10 protein-coding genes are annotated in these 15,943 nt (G+C 62.4%); 7 read left to right on the forward strand and 3 right to left on the reverse strand.

From position 1 onward, the window contains the following. The first annotated feature begins 103 nt into the window (after window positions 1–103). Together BLO80_RS02280 and BLO80_RS02285 are read left to right on the forward strand one after the other, a co-directional pair. Complete coding sequence (locus BLO80_RS02280) at window positions 104–3,124, forward strand: autotransporter domain-containing protein (protein ID WP_371914562.1); 3,021 nt, start codon at window positions 104–106, stop codon at window positions 3,122–3,124. A 170-nt stretch (window positions 3,125–3,294) separates the two neighbouring features. After that, a complete protein-coding gene (locus BLO80_RS02285; protein WP_092326481.1) occupies window positions 3,295–5,148 on the forward strand; it encodes a polyurethane esterase in 1,854 nt (617 codons plus the stop codon). A 254-nt stretch (window positions 5,149–5,402) separates the two neighbouring features. Here BLO80_RS02285 and BLO80_RS02295 read toward each other — a convergent pair whose 3' ends face one another. After that, window positions 5,403–5,627 (reverse strand): YgdI/YgdR family lipoprotein, encoded by a 225-nt coding sequence (locus BLO80_RS02295; RefSeq protein ID WP_092326704.1) that lies wholly within the window; start codon window positions 5,625–5,627, stop codon window positions 5,403–5,405. Between the two features lie 223 nt (window positions 5,628–5,850). Between BLO80_RS02295 and BLO80_RS02300 the strand changes: the two genes are divergently transcribed. The 3 genes from BLO80_RS02300 to BLO80_RS02310 all read left to right on the forward strand — a co-directional run bounded on the left by BLO80_RS02300 (window position 5,851) and on the right by BLO80_RS02310 (window position 11,968). Beyond that, complete coding sequence (locus BLO80_RS02300) at window positions 5,851–7,587, forward strand: VRR-NUC domain-containing protein (protein WP_092326483.1); 1,737 nt, start codon at window positions 5,851–5,853, stop codon at window positions 7,585–7,587. After that, the gene (locus tag BLO80_RS02305; protein ID WP_092326484.1) at window positions 7,584–9,926 is read left to right on the forward strand and encodes an ATP-dependent DNA helicase; all 2,343 of its coding nucleotides are present in this window, start codon (window positions 7,584–7,586) and stop codon (window positions 9,924–9,926) included. Before BLO80_RS02300 ends, BLO80_RS02305 begins: the two co-directional genes overlap by 4 nt. A 113-nt stretch (window positions 9,927–10,039) precedes the next feature. Continuing rightward, entirely contained in the window at window positions 10,040–11,968 is a 1,929-nt protein-coding gene (locus BLO80_RS02310) for a hybrid sensor histidine kinase/response regulator (protein WP_092326485.1), read from the forward strand. A gap of 112 nt (window positions 11,969–12,080) precedes the next feature. Here the strand turns inward: BLO80_RS02310 and BLO80_RS30150 are convergent, their stop codons facing one another. Next, window positions 12,081–12,260, reverse strand: a complete 180-nt coding sequence (locus BLO80_RS30150) for a hypothetical protein (RefSeq protein WP_256574092.1) — start codon at window positions 12,258–12,260, stop codon at window positions 12,081–12,083. Window positions 12,261–12,472: 212 nt separating this feature from the next. Between BLO80_RS30150 and BLO80_RS02320 the strand changes: the two genes are divergently transcribed. Further along, window positions 12,473–13,009, forward strand: a complete 537-nt coding sequence (locus BLO80_RS02320; protein ID WP_092326489.1) for a hypothetical protein — start codon at window positions 12,473–12,475, stop codon at window positions 13,007–13,009. Window positions 13,010–13,021: 12 nt separating this feature from the next. Here BLO80_RS02320 and BLO80_RS02325 read toward each other — a convergent pair whose 3' ends face one another. Further along, window positions 13,022–14,359, reverse strand: coding sequence for a cation:proton antiporter (locus BLO80_RS02325; protein WP_092326490.1), 1,338 nt, complete (start codon window positions 14,357–14,359; stop codon window positions 13,022–13,024). A gap of 191 nt (window positions 14,360–14,550) precedes the next feature. Here BLO80_RS02325 and BLO80_RS02330 point away from each other — a divergent pair, with 191 nt between their 5' ends. Beyond that, window positions 14,551–15,936: an iron-containing redox enzyme family protein gene (locus tag BLO80_RS02330; RefSeq protein WP_092326492.1), complete on the forward strand. Its 1,386-nt coding sequence runs from the start codon at window positions 14,551–14,553 to the stop codon at window positions 15,934–15,936. The last annotated feature ends 7 nt before the right edge of the window (window positions 15,937–15,943 follow it).

The raw sequence follows: 15,943 nt of genomic DNA on the forward strand, positions 1-15,943 counted from the left end.
GGATTTTTACAACAACTAAGGATGGTTCGTGATGAAAATCGATAACAAAAAACACCCCAGGCCGGCAGGTCGCCTATTCCTGCTCAAGGCCCTCAACCACGCCATGCTCTGCGCACTGGCGACCTTGGGCACGGCCCAGGCGGCGCCTTATGTCGAGAGCGGCAGGGCGGGTGACCCGGACAGCTGGCGCAGCGGCGAATTCAACGCCGAATGGGGGGTGGAGGCGATCAACGCGCAGCAGGCCTACGCCTCCGGATACACCGGCAAGGGCGTCAAGCTGGGGATCTTCGACCAGCCGGTCTACGCGGCCCACCCGGAGTTCTCCGGCACCGGCAAAGTCGTGACCTTGGTCACCAGCGGCATTCGCGAATACACCGACCCCTACATCCCGGTGAAGGCCGGTGATCCGTTCCGCTACGACGGTTCACCCACCGTCGGCTCGGACGGTAAGCTGGGGTCCCACGGCACCCATGTCGGCGGGATCGCCGCCGGCAGTCGCGATGGCAGCCCGATGCACGGCGTGGCGTTCGATGCGCAGATCATCAGCGCTGACAACGGCGACCCGGGGCCCGAGGACGGCATCATCCGGGGCAACGATGGCGCGGTGTACAAGGCCGGCTGGGACGCGTTGATCGGCAGCGGTGCACGGATCATCAACAACAGCTGGGGCATTGGTATCACCGATCGCTTCGACCAGGGCGGTCGCGATCCGGCGTTCCCGCACTTCACCGTGCAGGATGCGCAACTGCAATTCGATCAGATCAAACCCCTGCTGGGTACCAAGCCCGGCGGCGCCTACGAGGGGGCCATCGCGGCGGCCCGCAGCGGGATCGTGACGATCTTCGCCGCGGGCAACGACTACAACCTCAATAATCCCGATGCCATCGCGGGCCTGGCGTATTTCGTCCCGGACATCGCGCCGAACTGGCTCACCGTGGCGGCGCTGCAGGTCAACCCGGACACCGCCAGCGCCAATCCATACACCATCAGTACCTTTTCCTCGCGCTGCGGCTACACCGCCAGTTTCTGCGTGTCGGCACCGGGCACCCGGGTCTACAGCGCCGTGATCGGCGGCACCCGTGCCGACGACCTGACCGTGGGCTACGCCAACAAGAGTGGCACGTCCATGGCCGCGCCGCATGTCGCTGGCAGCGTGGCAGTGTTGATGGAGCGTTTTCCCTACATGACCGGCGCCCAGGTCGCGAGCGTGCTGCGTACCACCGCCACCGACATGGGCGCGCCGGGCGTCGATTCGTTGTATGGCTGGGGCATGATCAACCTTGGCAAGGCCATCGACGGGCCGTCGATGCTGGTGACCGATCAGGATATCCCCGCGGAGTTTCGCATCGATGGCGCCTATGGTTCCGGTCAGTTCGTGGCGGACTTGCCGGGCATCGGCGCGATCATCGATGCGGGCAAACCCACGGAACGGCTGTGCAGTGGCATCCAATGTGGCCTGGACGTTTGGCGCAACGACATCGCCGGTCACGGCGGGCTGACCAAGGAAGGTATCGGCACCCTGGTGCTCACCGGCGAAAACACCTACAGCGGGCCGACCCTGGTCAATCAAGGGCGACTGGCGATCAATGGCTCGCTGGCATCGGCGGTTACCGTCAACGACGGCGGCATTCTCGGCGGCAACGGGCGCATCGCCAGTCTGATCGCCAGCCGCGGCGGCAGCGTGGCGCCGGGCAATTCCATCGGCACCCTGCAAGTGGCCGGCGACGTGACATTCCAACCCGGTTCGAACTACGCGGTGGAAGTCTCGCCCACCTCCAGCGACCTGATCGTGGCGGGCGGCAAGGCGTCCATCGATGGGGCGACGGTGTCGCTGTCCTTGGAAAACAGCCCGACGCTGCTGACGGCTGGGGAAGTGAAAAGCCTGCTGGGCAGGCAGTTCAATATCTTGCAGGCCGCCGGTGGCATCGATGGGCGTTTCGCGCAAGTTTTGCCCAACTACGCATTTCTGGGGGGCGACCTGGCGTACAGCGCCAACGGCATTCAACTGGCGGTCGAGCGTAACGACGCGTCATTTGCCAGCCTCGGCTTGACGCCCAACCAGCGTTCAGTGGCCACTGCCGCCGAGCGATTGGGCGCGGGCAACGGGTTGTACGAGGCCTTGCTGCTGGCGCCCAGCGCCGCCGTGGCACAGCAGGCGTTCCAGCAGTTGTCCGGTGAAATCCATCCGGCCATCGGTACGCTACTGATCAATGACAGCCGTCAATTGCGCGACGCCGTGGCTGATCGCCTGCGCCAGGACGCGCTCTATGACGCCGGTACGCCGACCGACACCAGCAGCAATGCCTGGTTCAAGGTGCTGGGGGCTTGGGGCAAGAACGAGGGTGGGCATGATCAAGCCAGTTCCACCAGCTCCATCGGTGGATTGCTGGCCGGTGTCGATGGCCTGATCAGCGACCAGACACGTCTGGGCTTCGTCACTGGCTACAGCGACAGTTCGTTGAGCATGGGCGATGGCACCCATTCCTCAGCCAAGGCCGACAGCTATCATCTGGGTGTCTATCTGGGGCATGAGATCGACGCGTTGCGCCTGACCGTCGGCGGCGCTCACAGTTGGCATCGCATCGACGTCAAGCGTGACCTGCAATGGGGCGACGTCAGTGGCCGGGAGAAAACCAAGCGCGATGCCCGGACCACCCAGCTCTTCACCGAAGCGGCGTATCGCCTGGACGGACAAGCGGTGGCCCTGGAACCGTTCGCCAACCTGGCTTATGTGCATCTGGACAGCGACAGTTTCCATGAGAAAGGCGACAACGCGGCCCTGCACGGTGGCGACGACCGCCGCGATGCCGTGCTCTCGACCCTGGGCGTGCGGGCCAGCCACACCCTGGCACTGTCGGATCAACAGCAACTGCAACTGTCCGGCTCCCTCGGCTGGCAGCACAACCTGAGCCATACCACGTCCGAACAGGACCTGGCCTTCGCCGGCAGCAGCAACACCTTCGCGGTGCAGAGCGTGTCCATGGACCGTAACGCCGCCGTGGTTGGCGCCCGTGCGGGGCTTGCGGTCGCCAAGGATGTGCGGGTCAACCTCGACTACAACGGCCTGATCGGCTCCCGGGATAAAACCCACGGCGTGGGCCTGACCCTGGATTGGCAGTTCTGACCATGAAGAAGGGGCTGGACATGCCCCTGTGGCGAGGGAGCTTGCTCCCGCTGGAGTGCGCAGCGCTCCCCAGGTCGGCTGCCATGCACCCGAGCGGGAGCAAGCTCCCTCGCCACAAAAACTGTACCTCCCGGTTCTAGCATTCCAACAACAAAAAGAGAGCAACAACCATGGGTATCTACGACTACAAGAACCTCGGCACCGCCGAATCCAAGGCACTGGTCAGCGACGCAATGGCGATCATGCTGTACACCTACCACAACCTCGACCACGGCTTTGCCGCCGGTTACCAGCACAACGGCTTCGGTGCCGGCTTGCCGGCGACCCTGGTCACCGCGCTGCTGGGAGGGACCGATTCCCAAGGGGTGATTCCCGGCGTGCCGTGGAACCCTGATTCGGAAAAACTGGCCCTGGAGGCGGTGCAGAAGGCTGGCTGGACGCCCATCAGTGCCACGCAACTGGGCTACGCCGGCAAGGTGGATGGTCGCGGGACGTTTTTTGGCGAAAAAGCCGGCTACACCACCGCGCAGGTCGAGATCCTCGGCAAGTACGACACCGCGGGTCACCTGCAGGAAATCGGTGTGTCGTTTCGCGGCACCAGCGGCCCTCGGGAAAACCTGATTGGCGATTCCATTGGCGACGTGATCAACGACCTGATGGCCGCCCTGGGGCCCAAGGACTTTGCGAAAAACTACGCCGGCGAAGCCTTTGGCAACCTGCTGGGGGACGTCGCGAAGTTTGCCCAGGCCCATGGCCTGACGGGCGCGGACGTGCTGGTCAGCGGCCACAGCCTGGGCGGGTTGGCGGTCAACAGCCTGGCGGACTTGAGCGCCAGCCAATGGTCGGGATTCTACGCCGATGCCAACTACATCGCCTACGCTTCGCCGACCCAGAGCAGCACCGACAAGGTCTTGAACATCGGTTACGAGAACGATCCGGTGTTCCGCGCCCTGGATGGCTCGACGTTCAACCTCGCATCGGTGGGCGTGCACGATGGGCAACAGGCGTCGGCCACCAACAACATCGTCAGCTTCAACGACCACTATGCTTCGGCGGCATGGAACGTCTTGCCGTTTTCCATCCTCAACATCCCCACCTGGATTTCCCACCTGCCTAGCGGCTACAGCGATGGCATGGGCAGGATCATGGGCTCGGCGTTCTACGACCTCACCGAAAAAGACTCCACCATTATCGTTGCCAACCTGTCAGACCCCGCGCGGGCCAATACCTGGGTGCAAGACCTCAACCGCAACGCTGAAACCCATACCGGCAGCACCTTCATCATCGGCAGCGACAGCAACGACCTGATCCAGGGCGGCCAGGGCAACGACTTTCTGGAAGGCCGCGCCGGCAACGACACCTTTCGCGATGGCGGTGGTTACAACGTGATACTGGGCGGGCAGGGCAGCAACAGCCTGCAACTGCAGCAGTCGGTGAAGGATTTCAGTTTTGCCCATGACGGGGCAGGGACGCTGTACCTGCGCGATGCCCATGGCGGGATCAGCATAACCCGTGACATCGGCACGCTGGTCAGTAAGGAGTCCGGGTTGTTCTGGGGGCTGCTCAAGGATGAGGTGAGCCACGGCGTCACCGTCGACGGCCTGGTGGCGGGCGGCAACCTGACGGCGTATGCGTCTTCGGTCAAGGGCAGTGCGGCCAACGACACCTTGGTGGCGAGTACGAAGGGTGACTGGTTGTTCGGCCAGGGCGGCAACGATGTACTGGTGGGCGGCGCGGGTAACGACACCTTCGTCGGCGGTGCGGGCAACGACCTGATGCAATCGGGCGGTGGCAGCGACACCTTTCTTTTCAATGGTGCGTTCGGCCAGGATCGGATCAGCGGTTACAAGGCAGGGGACAAGCTGGTATTCCTCGGCGTACCCGGCGCCGGGGCGGGTCATGACTACAGTGAGCACCTGTCACAAGTGGGCCATGACACGCTGCTCAAGGTCGGTGACAGTTCCGTGACCCTGGTGGGGGTGAATATCGGTCAGGTGGGTGGCGAAGGGATCGTGTTCGCCTGATATCGCTATCGCGAGCAAGCTCGCTCCCACGGGGGATTTCGGTGTACGCAGGATTAGTGTTCACCGCCGGACCCTGTGGGAGCGGGCTTGCTCGCGAAGGGGGCTGAACATTCAACATCATTGCAAACTGACCCACCGCTTTCGCGAGCAAGCCCGCTCCCACAGGAATGGGGGGTGAATACAGGATTCTGCGAGCACCGGAAAACAAATGTGGGAGCGAGCTTGCTCGCGATGGCTGCCTACAGGCCTGGAAATCAGTCTTCCTTGCGAATGGTTGCCACATCATCGGCGCGGACCCGGACTTTCCTGCCGGAAATATCCTCGAACTCGTAGAAACCGTCGGCGGTGCGGGTGTTAGGGGTGTCCTTGGTCAAATACTGGGTACCGTTTTGCAAGGTCACTACCGTGGGCGACGCGCAGCCAGCCAGAGCCATAAATGCCACGGCGACCAGGGACACGCCCAGAAACCTGATGTTCATAACCATAACCTCTCAATCAAAAGGACACGGAGCAACTGATTCGACCGCGCCATCACATTAGCTAACCGCCATTGGTCTCGCTTGCCGTAGGAAAGTTCATCGCTAGGTGAAGGATTTCACGTTAAATATAGGAGACCGTTCATCTTTTGCGGTTGCCTGAGGGGTTTACAGCTGTTATCTGTATGCATAACCAGTACATCTGACACCCTTGGCGTTTCTTCCCGTGGCAACCCGTTCTCTCGACGATCCGTATTACTACCTGAACAACTTCCAGCAAGTGCTCGCGTGGTTGAGCCAGCGTTATGCAGACGTGCTCAGCCACGAAGAGCAGCGCTTCATCGACGATTTCGCAGCGCTGCCCCGTGCTTCCCAAGGCTTGTTGGTGCGGATGGTGATGCGCAAGGGGCTGCGGTTTCGTCATGGCAAGCTGAGTTACCCGGAAATCGGCGACATTGGCGCCGCCGTCGCGCCGCTATTGGCCCTGGGATGGGTCGAGGAACAGGCCCCCATCGGGCTCGTTGAACTGTTCGACGTGCTGCTCAAGGCGGAAATCCTTCTGTGCCTGGGCCACCTGATCGAACAGCCCAAGGCGAAAAAGGCCGAATGGCTCCAGGCCCTGGATAATCACCCCAGCCCGCTCCAGCCTTTTCGTACCTGGTGTCCGCAGCTTGACGACCGCCTGTACAGCCTGACGATCATGCCTCTGTGCGACAGGCTGCGCTTGATGTTCTTTGGCAACCTCTACCAGGATTGGTCGGAATTCGTCCTGGCGGACCTGGGCATCTTCACCTACGAAACCGTTGAGTTCAGCGCCGAGTCACGGGGCTTGCGCAGTCGCGACGACGTCGATGCCTGCCTGTTCCTGCACGACTGCCAGCAGCGCTTCGAAGCCGGCGAGCCCCCGGACGATATCGTCGCCCAGGTCAACGAACTGTCCTTGGATAATCCGTGGCTGGAGCGACGCCGGGGCAAGTTGTTGTTCCAGATCGGCCAGCATGGCGAGCGTATCGGCGATTTCGCCTTGGCCTTGTGCATCTATCGCGATTGCACCTACCCGGGCGCGCGGCTGCGGATGGTCCGGGTATTGGAGCGAATCGGCGAGTATGCCCTGGCCCTGGAATTGGGCGAGGCGGCGGCGCAGACACCGCAAAGCGCTGCCGAAACCCAGGCCTTGCTTCGGATCGTGCCTCGCCTGCGGCGCAAGCTGGGCGGCCCGCCGGTGCCACGGGTCATGGCCCGGGAAGTGGACCGCCTCGACCTGCATCTGCCGCGCGTCGAACCGGACTTGTCGGTGGAATACCACGTCCAGGCCCACCTGCACGATGAAACCGCGCCGGTGCATTACGTCGAGAACAGCCTGATCAATTCACTGTTCGGCCTGCTGTGCTGGCCGGCGATCTTCGCGCCGTTGCCGGGCGCGTTTTTCCACCCGTTCCAGCGCGGGCCGGTCGACCTGCTCAATGAGGATTTCCATGCCCGTCGCGCCGAGTTGTTCGCGGCCTGCCTGGCAGAGTTGGACGATGGCCGCTATCGGCAGACCATCGGTCGTCGTTACGTTGAGAAGTGGGGCGTGCAATCGCCTTTCGTGTTCTGGGGCGCGTTGTCCGAGCCCTTGCTGGAACAGGCCCTCGATTGCTTGCCGGCCGAGCACCTCAAGCACTGGTTCCAGCGCCTGCTGCTGGACATCAAGGCCAACCGCGCCGGCATGCCGGACCTGATCCAGTTCTGGCCGCAGCACAAGACTTACCGCATGATCGAAGTCAAAGGCCCCGGTGATCGCCTGCAAGACAACCAGCTGCGTTGGCTGGAGTTCTGTCACGAGCACCAGATGCCCGTCGCCGTTTGCTATGTGCAATGGGCAACGTCTGCCATCGCGAGCGAGCTCGCTCCCACAGAAGACGAACCACCCCAGATCATCCATGGCAATGGCAGCGAGCTTGCTCGCGATGGGCGCACATGAGCCCGACACCCAGCTACAGCATCGCCGTGCGTGCGCTGTGTGAGTTCACCGCCAAGATGGGCGACCTTGACCTGCGCTTCACCCCCTCGCCGACAGCCCTGGAAGGCATCGCCGGCCATCGCACCGTCGCCTCGCGGCGCACCGAGGGTTATCAGGCTGAAGTGGCCCTCGAAGGTCATTGGCAAACATTGACGGTCAAGGGGCGGGCCGACGGCTACGACCCGGTCCGCCAGTGCCTTGAAGAAGTGAAGACCTATCGGGGCGAGCTGAGCAAACAGCCGGCCAACCATCGCCAGCTGCATTGGGCCCAGGCGAAAATCTATGGCTGGCTGATGTGCCAAAAGCTGCAGTTGCCGCACATCGACGTGGCCCTGGTGTATTTCGACATCGTCAGCGAAAAGGAAACCTGCCTCACCCAACGCTTCGAGGCGGCCCAGTTACAAGCTTTCTTCGAAGCACAATGCGCGCTGTTCCTGGCCTGGGCCGAGCAGGAAATGGCCCATCGACAGGCGCGTAACCTCGGCGCGCAGGCGCTGGTCTTCCCCCATGCGGGTTTCAGGCCCGGGCAACGGCACTTGGCCGAGTCGGTGTTCAAGGCAATCACTACCGGTCGCTGCCTGATGGCCCAGGCGCCCACTGGCATCGGCAAGACCGTTGGCACCTTGTTCCCGATGCTCAAGGCTTTAGCGCCGCAGCAACTGGACAAGGTGTACTTTCTCACGGCGAAAACCCCGGGGCGCAAGCTGGCCCTGGATGCGGCGCGGGTGATTACCCACAGCGCGCCGTCGATGCCGTTGCGGGTGCTGGAAATGATCGCCCGGGACAAGGCCTGCGAGTACCCGGACAACGCCTGCCATGGCGAATCCTGCCCGCTGGCCCGTGGTTTCTATGACCGCCTGCCGGGCGCCCGGGCAGCGGCGAGCCGGGTTTCGTTGCTCGATCAGGCGGCATTGCGCGACATTGCATTGGCCCATGAGGTGTGCCCGTATTACCTCAGCCAGGAAATGGCCCGCTGGGCCGACGTGGTGGTGGCCGACTACAACTATTACTTCGACTTCAGCGCCTTGCTCTTTGGCCTGGCCCAAGCCAATGGCTGGACGGTCGCGACCCTGGTGGACGAGGCCCATAACCTGGTGGAGCGCGGACGGCAGATGTACAGCGCGACCCTTGACCAGGCCACGTTGAGCAGTGTGCGCAAAACCGCCCCCGAACCGCTGAAGAAATCCCTGGAGCGGGTCAATCGCCAGTGGAACGCCTTGCATGCGCCTCAGGTGGCGGCCTATCAGGCCTATGAAAAACCGCCGGAAAAGCTGCTCCAGGCTTTGGCCACCTGTACCACCGCCATCGGTGATTACCTCAATGATCACCCCCAGGGTCTGGACAGCGGCTTGCAGACGTTCTACTTCGACGCCTTGCAGTTTGGCCGGGTGGCGGAAGCCTTCGACGAACATTTTCTGTTCGACGTCCACAAGCGCGAACTCGGCCGCCAGCGCAGCCTGTCGACGCTGTGCCTGCGCAACGTGGTGCCGGCCGCGTTCCTGCGGCCCAGGCTGACGGCGGCCCGCAGCACCGTGCTGTTTTCGGCGACCCTGAGCCCTCGACATTACTACGCGGACTTGCTGGGAACGCCGGGCGATACGGTGTGGATCGATGTCGAATCGCCGTTCAAGGCCGAGCAGTTGGACGTACAGGTGGTCAGCCGCATCTCCACGCGCTTTGCCCATCGCCAGGCGTCCCTGGAACCGATTGTCACGTTGATGGCCCGCCAGTTCAGCGAGCGCCCGGGCAACTACCTGGCCTTTTTCAGCAGTTTCGATTACTTGCAGCAAGTGGCCGGGCTGTTTGCCGAGCGGCACCCGCAGATAGCCCTCTGGACGCAATCGCGGGGCATGGGCGAAGCCTCCCGGCAGGCGTTTCTCGAACGATTCATGGAACACAGCCAGGGCATTGGCTTTGCGGTGTTGGGTGGCGCGTTCGGCGAAGGCATCGACTTGCCGGGTTCACGCCTGATCGGTGCGTTCATCGCCACCTTGGGGCTGGCGCAGTTCAACCCGGTCAATGAGCAGATGAAGCAACGCATGGCGGCGATCTTCGGCGATGGTTATGACTACGCTTATCTGTATCCCGGATTGCAGAAAGTCGTACAGGCGGCAGGCCGCGTAATCCGCACCCAACAGGATCGCGGGGTGGTGATGCTGATCGATGATCGGTTCGGCGAGGCCAGGGTGCAGCACTTATTGCCGCGTTGGTGGTCTGTCACCCAAGAGGCCCACAAATCCCCTTGTGGGAGCGAGCTTGCTCGCGATGGCAGACTGTCAGCCAGCATTGATGCAGACTGACCCACCGCTATCGCGAGCAAGCTCGCTCCCACAGGGTGGAAGGCTTGAGGATTTTTCCTGATGCCAGACTTGCTCCATAATCCGCAAAAAATCCACACGGATGCCCCGGCCAGATGCTCGAGAATGCCCCCAAGACCCCGCTCATGAACGAAGAACAGCGCTTCCGCCTGCTCATCGACGCGGTGGTTGACTATGCCATCTACATGACCGACCCTTCGGGCATCATCACCAGTTGGAACTCTGGCGCCAGGCGTTTCAAGGGTTATGAGGAGTCCGAGATCCTCGGCCAGCATTTCTCCCGTTTCTATACCAATCAGGACCGCGCCGCCGGCCTGCCGCAACGGGCGCTGGACACGGCCCTGCATGAGGGGCGTTTCGAAGGCGAGGGCTGGCGGGTGCGCAAGGACGGCACGCTGTTCTGGTCCCATGTGGTGATCGATCCGATCATCGACAGCCAGACGGGTACCTTGCTCGGCTTCGCCAAGATCACCCGCGACCTGACCGACCGCAAGATGGCCGAGGAAACCCTCAAGCAAAGCGAGCAGCAATTTCGCCTGCTGGTGCAAAGCGTCACCGACTACGCCATCTACATGCTCGACCCGGAAGGTCAGGTCACCAACTGGAACCTGGGGGCGCAGCGGATCAAGGGGTACCTTCCGGTGGAAGCCATCGGCCGGCATTTCTCGATGTTCTACACCCCCGAAGATCGTGATGCCGGCGAGCCGCAGCGCGCGTTGAGCATCGCTGCCAGCGAAGGGCGTTTCGAGAAAAAGGGCTGGCGCATGCGCAAGGATGGCACGCGTTTCATGGCCCACGTGGTTATCGATGCGATTCGCAGCGATACCGGCACGCTGCTGGGGTTTGCCAAGATCACCCGCGACATTACCGATGCCACCCAGGCCCGGCAGGCCCTTGAACAGGCCCGCGAGGCGTTGTTTCAATCCCAGAAACTGCAAGCCATCGGTCAGCTCACCGGCGGTATCGCCCATGATTTCAATAACCTGTTGACGGTCATCCTCGGCAACCTGGAAATCGTGCGCAAGCGCATGGCCAACGAACCGAAACTCACTCAATTGCTGGACAATGCGACCCAGGGCGCGTTGCGTGGGGTTTCGCTGACCCAGCGCATGCTCGCGTTTGCCCGTCGGCAGAAATTGACCTACGAATCGGTCGAGCTGGCGGCCCTGGTACAGGGCATCAGCGGCCTGCTGCAAAGCTCCCTGGGGCCGTCGATACACATCCAGACCCGTTTCGCCGAGGCGCTGTCGCCGGTGCTGGCCGATGTCAATCAACTGGAACTGGCGATTCTCAACCTGGCGACCAATGCCCGGGACGCCATGCCCCATGGCGGCCAGATCCTCATTGCAGCCGAGGAACGGCGAGGGGCTGATGCCGGGCCGGACAAGCCGATGGCCCCCGGGCGCTACATCTGCCTGGCGATGTCCGATGAAGGCGAGGGCATGGACGACGCCACGCTGGCCTCGGCCGTGGACCCGTTCTTCACCACCAAGGGCGTCGGCAAGGGCACGGGCCTGGGGCTGTCCATGGTGCATGGCCTGGCGGAACAGCTCGGTGGCCGCCTGATACTCAAAAGCCAGAAAGGCCTGGGGACCACTGCCGAATTGTGGTTGCCGGTGGCCGGCGATACGGCCCCTGGCAAAGTGGCGATCGAAGAGGCGGCGCCGCCGGTCCACGAGTTGAAAGTGCTGGTGGTCGACGATGACAGCCTGGTGTTGACCAGTACTCGCTTGTTGATCGAAGACCTGGGGCATCGAGTCCTTTGCGCCTCATCGGGGGGCCAGGCGCTGGAGCTGTACGGGCGCAACCCGGACATCGACCTGGTGATCACCGACATGGCCATGCCGCAGATGGACGGTGCGCAGTTGGCAAAACTGTTGCGCGACCGCCAACCGACCTTGCCCATCATCCTGGCCACCGGCTATGCCGAACGCCTGGAAGGTTTCGCCACGCAACTGCCTCGGTTGATCAAGCCATTCAAGCAGATCGACCTGATGCAGGTGATTGGGCAGACGATGAAATAGTCAGCCTCCTGTGGCGAGGGAGCTTGCTCCCGCTGGGTCGCGAAGCGGCCCCAATGTCGCGAGCGCTTTGCACTCAAGCGGGAGCGAGCTCCCTCGCCACAAGAGCAGGCGCTTATGGCGCCGATTCAGTGTTCTTCTTGAACCCACGCAAATTCATCGCACACAAGCAAAACTGCAACACGATCAATGCATACGCATGGGTATGCAGCCCCCAGACCACCCACAGGATATTGCTCGCGATGAAACAACTGAACCCCGCCACCCTGCGGCGGGGTTGGCGTGAGCCGATCAACCAGGCGGCCAGCACCGTGACGAGCATCGCCGGCCATTGCACCCATCCAAGATAATCCACACAACCGTCCTCTTGTTCTTACACAGTAGAGACCTTGGCGGTTGGGCAGCGTTTCCTCGGACTTTATTGCACCTGTGGTCCATCGGCTTGAACTTGCCGCGCGCCGGGTTCTTCTAATGAGTCCGAATCATCACCGAGGCACCGCCTGCGCAATGCCCAGAATACTCACCGGGCCCACCCCGGAAGAAGAACTGACGGAACACAACGCCAAACTGTTCGGCTCGCCCAAAGAGCGACTGGACTTCTATCGCCGGGAGATCCAATACGAAACCAGCATCCTGGCCAATCGAACCGATGCTTACCTGGCCGCTCAATCCTTCCTGGTGATCGCCTTTGCCTCCTGCATGGCCAACCTGAACCCGGAGTGGGGCAAGTTGTTCACGCTGATCGTGCCGCCATTCCTGGCCTTGCTGGGATTCCTCAGTTCGCTCAATGCCTGGCCGGGCATCAAGGCGGCCTACGAAATCATCGATCACTGGCATTTCAAGCAGAGCGAACTATTGCGCGCCGAACCCTTGATGGGGCTGGCCTATGACGAATCGCCGCTGTTCAGCGAGCGGGAGTCGACCCACAAGGGCTACCGCAAGTCGTTGCTGTTTTCGTTGCGTACCCCTTGGATCTTCGCCACGTTCTGGGTATTGCTGGGGACATATTCGGTTTATATCCAGGTGAGCAATCCAGGCGGTTGAGGCACACTTGCCTCAACTCGACCGCTTACGGCGCTCATACCATGCCAACGTAGGCTGGGTGGTGACGCCATGCACCAGAATGCTCAGGGCCACCACCGACAACGTGAGGTCGATGCACAGTTGCGCTACCGCTGGCGGCAGGTCATGGTTCAAGGCGAAGAACAGATAAAACAGGCTGCCGATCCCGCGAATGCCAAACCAGCCGATCAGCAGCCGTTGCGGTCCGTCGAGCAATCGCCGCCAGGGCACCAGCAGCACACTCAACGGGCGAATCACGAAAAACAGCAGGGCACCGATCGCCACGGCTCGCCAGTCCCAATGGCTGGCCAGCACGACCCCCAGCAGGGTCACCAGGAACACTTCCATCGACCGCTCCACCAAGCTGCCGAACGCCAGCATGTCGCTCATCATCACCCCGGCGGCCAATTGACCATCGTCCAGCGTCTCGGTATCGCCCGCGACGGCCTGTTGGGGATCGACGGTTTCGTGGCCCACCACCGGTTGCACCAGGTGCTCTGCCGGTGGCGCCTCTTCATCGGTGGATTGGACCTCGGCCTGACGCAGCCCCAGGCCGGCGGCGAACACCGAGAGAAAGCCATAGCCCTGGATCCACTCGGCCACGACGTAGGCCAGGGCAATCAGCGCCAGGGCCAGGTAATCATTGGGCGACAAAGTGCTGTCGGCATTCCTGATGCGCATCGACAGGGTCAGCTTGCCGATGCCGCGGCCCATCCAGTAGCCGACCAGCAACCCGGCCGGCACGGCCCACAGGACGTTGCGCAGCAGCCATTCACCGAGAAAACCGCTGCCGTCCTCACGCAGCATCAACAGGCCCAGGATGACAAAGGGAAACGCCGTGCCGTCGTTCAGTCCCGCTTCACCTGACAGGCCGAACCGCACCCGGTCGTCATCCCGGGCATCGTTGACCTGCACCAGCGCCGCCAGTACCGGGTCGGTGGGCGCCAGCATCGCGCCGATCAGCATCGACACGCCCCAACCCAAGCCCAGCAGATAGTGCAACGCCAGGCACAGGCCGGCGATGCACAGGATCATTACCGGCCCGGCCAGCCCATAGGCCACGCGCCAGGTTCGGTCCTTGAGAGGCAGGCGTAACTTGAGGCCGCTGACGAACAGCGAAAACACCACCGCGACTTCCGTGAGGTGTTCCATCCAGACCGACGAGTCGCTGACGTCCAGCTTCAGCACATCCAGCCCCAGCGGCCCGATGGCGACACCCAGCACCAGGCACATCGCCGAGGTGGTGACCGGCATCCAGCGCAAATAAGAGGAGGTCAGGGCCAGGGTCAGCAACACCGCGCCGAGCACCGCTACCCATACTGTGAACGTCATCGTTGCTCCTTGGATAGCGCCTGGTGGTCTCTGCATTCGAGGCCCGGAGCGAAGCGAGGGTTCCCACCAAAGCAGCAGGTCCCCGTTTATCCGCCTGCCATTCAATCCAACGGAATTTTTCGCCGTTCCTCGCGCTCTGCAACAGAAGAGACGTTCTGATTCAGCGTCCGCCAAGAACCCAAGAGGCCCTTATGACTGCGCTGACACCCCTCCAATCCCAGCCGGCCACCGTGCACCCCGTCATCCATAAAGGACAGGTGCGCCAATGCTATGAACGGCTGCTCCAGGGCTCCGACGATGGCGACAAGCAAGCCGTCGCCCAAACGTTCCTCCAGCAATGCATCGCCAAAGCCGAGGCACTCCCCCAGGAAATGCCCTCTGAGCCCATGGCGCTGCAGGCCTGGGTCGAACAACAGAGCGCCGGCGTGGCCCGGCAATACGCTGACTACCTGGAGCGGCGCCAGAACGGCGGCCTACGGGAGTTCTTCAGCGGCAAGGCCCATGCCCTGTACTTCCTCCAGGCCGTGGCCCCGACCAAACGGGTGGACGGCGCCTGGCTGTATGGCGTGGTCAAGCACTGGCACGACCACCGTTTCGAAGGGTTGCTGTGCACCTACCTGGAAGAACTGGGGGACGGTCATCCCGCGCAAAATCATGTGGTGCTCTATCGTAAGTTGCTCGCCGAATACGACCTGTCGGACGCCCCGGACATCGACGACGATCTGTATCTGCAAGGCGCCGTGCAACTGGCCCTGGGCTATGCCGGCGACGAGTACCTGCCGGAGGTCATCGGCTACAACCTGGGCTACGAACAATTGCCCCTGCATCTGTTGATCAGCGCCTATGAGCTGAGCGAACTGGACATCGATCCGTACTATTTCACCCTCCACGTCACCATCGACAACGCCAGCACCGGCCACGCCCACAAGGCCGTGCAAGCGCTGCTGCAACTGATGCCGATGGAAGCGGACCGTGAGGCTTTCTGGCAGCGAGTCACGCTGGGCTATCGCCTCAATGACCTGGGGCGGGGCAGCCGGGCCATCATCGGCTCCTTCGACCTGGATCGCGAAGTGCTGGACATGCTCGAACGCAAACGCCCGTTCGGTCAGCACATGCATTCCGATTACTGCAAATTCGAAGGCAAGACCGTCAACCAGTGGCTCTCGGCGCCGGGCCAGTTGGAAGGGTTCCTGACGGCCATGCAGAACAAAGGTTGGATCAAGCGCCATGAAAACCCGCAACACAGCCGCTTCTGGACGCTGGTCGACGGTGCAGGGGCGGCCATGTTCGGGGTGTTCAGCCCCTACGAAAAACAGCTGCTGCATGACTGGATCGCCGGTGACTGGCTGGACGAGGGCGTGAAGTCCGGTGCCCGGCGTGCTCCGGTTGCGGCTTGTGTGCCCGCGACGCCGATGGATGATCCCGATGTGCAAAGCCTGCAACAGGCGCTGCAAGGCCGCACGCCGAACGAGCAGATGCAAGTCCTGATGCCCTGGCTCTGTGCCCGCTGCCACAGCCATCCGGCCGGGCTGCTGGCGACTCGCCGGTTCATCGAACTCAAATCCGCACTTCGCTAGGGAGCCC

The sequence above is a fragment of the Pseudomonas sp. NFACC56-3 genome (assembly GCF_900100025.1).
Classification (GTDB): Bacteria; Pseudomonadota; Gammaproteobacteria; order Pseudomonadales; family Pseudomonadaceae; genus Aquipseudomonas; species Aquipseudomonas fluorescens_AA.

Coding starts and splice junctions, on each gene's coding strand:
- BLO80_RS02285 (WP_092326481.1), top strand. CDS start 3,295: ATGGGTATCTACGACTACAAGAACCTCGGCACCGCCGAATCCAAGGCA.
- BLO80_RS02305 (WP_092326484.1), top strand. CDS start 7,584: ATGAGCCCGACACCCAGCTACAGCATCGCCGTGCGTGCGCTGTGTGAG.
- BLO80_RS02320 (WP_092326489.1), top strand. CDS start 12,473: ATGCCCAGAATACTCACCGGGCCCACCCCGGAAGAAGAACTGACGGAA.
- BLO80_RS02325 (WP_092326490.1), bottom strand. CDS start 14,359: ATGACGTTCACAGTATGGGTAGCGGTGCTCGGCGCGGTGTTGCTGACC.
- BLO80_RS02310 (WP_092326485.1), top strand. CDS start 10,040: ATGCTCGAGAATGCCCCCAAGACCCCGCTCATGAACGAAGAACAGCGC.
- BLO80_RS02295 (WP_092326704.1), bottom strand. CDS start 5,627: ATGAACATCAGGTTTCTGGGCGTGTCCCTGGTCGCCGTGGCATTTATG.
- BLO80_RS02280 (WP_371914562.1), top strand. CDS start 104: ATGCTCTGCGCACTGGCGACCTTGGGCACGGCCCAGGCGGCGCCTTAT.
- BLO80_RS02330 (WP_092326492.1), top strand. CDS start 14,551: ATGACTGCGCTGACACCCCTCCAATCCCAGCCGGCCACCGTGCACCCC.